Origin of the sequence: Bacillus cereus group sp. N21 (assembly GCF_016483395.1) — a bacterium.
Taxonomy (GTDB): Bacteria; Bacillota; Bacilli; order Bacillales; family Bacillaceae_G; genus Bacillus_A; species Bacillus_A pseudomycoides.
The window spans coordinates 1-746 of record NZ_JAEHBX010000214.1 but is presented as its reverse complement, the minus strand read 5'-3'; the positions used below and the strand labels follow the sequence as shown (position 1 = coordinate 746).

Sequence of the window (746 nt, the reverse complement as noted above, 5' to 3'; positions counted from 1 at the left end):
TGATGAACAAGCTAAGCTGGCTCACGCTCGTGAAGAAGGCTTAGAGGAAGGTTTAGAAAAAGGGATTCAAAAAGGACTTCAAAAGGGTATCCAAAAAGGACGAGAAGAAGGCATTGAACAAGGGAAAGTTCAATTAATATGTGGTATGCATAAGAACGGTATGCCGTTAGAAGACATTGCGAAATTCACTGGTCTAAGTACAGAAGAAATACGAAAACTACTATTATAATACGTACTATTACAAAAGCTTTGCGAATTGTTTCGCAAAGCTTTTTACTATGAATTTTAAAGAAGAAAGACCTTTGTTAATCCAGACATTATCAAAACATGTTTCAGACCAAGATGCTGAAAGTATTACAGATGCATTTTATCTTGATAGAAAACCTCAATCAAAAGAACAAAAAGAACTTGTAGCCAATCACTACAAGTTCTTTTTGAGATAATGTTAATAAGGGACAAACAAACTATTTCAACAGAAACATAGGGGACACTATTTGATGACTGGTTTGACAACTTCATTATATAACAAATATTAACATTTGAAGATTTTAATTTTGAATATTTTGCGAATTAAGAAAACGGGGTTCTGGTACAAAGATAAAATTAAAGAGAATATAGCTCATATATTTCTAACGGAATTCTATTTTATGCTGTAAGCCCAAACAATCGATGGATGAATTCTTTCTGGTTTTGGACAGACTGATTGGTCTTACCCCCGTCAAGTGGACAGCTGTAAAAAAAGACTA

1 protein-coding gene and 1 pseudogene are annotated in these 746 nt (G+C 33.5%); both read left to right on the top strand.

Annotated features, from left to right (window positions below; all coding sequences use genetic code 11):
• Positions 1-229, top strand: a pseudogene (locus tag JDS96_RS30545) (Rpn family recombination-promoting nuclease/putative transposase); the annotation flags it as partial.
• A 73-nt stretch (positions 230-302) separates the two neighbouring features.
• Positions 303-443, top strand: a complete 141-nt coding sequence (locus tag JDS96_RS30540) for a hypothetical protein (RefSeq protein ID WP_018783635.1) — start codon at positions 303-305, stop codon at positions 441-443.
• The last annotated feature ends 303 nt before the right edge of the window (positions 444-746 follow it).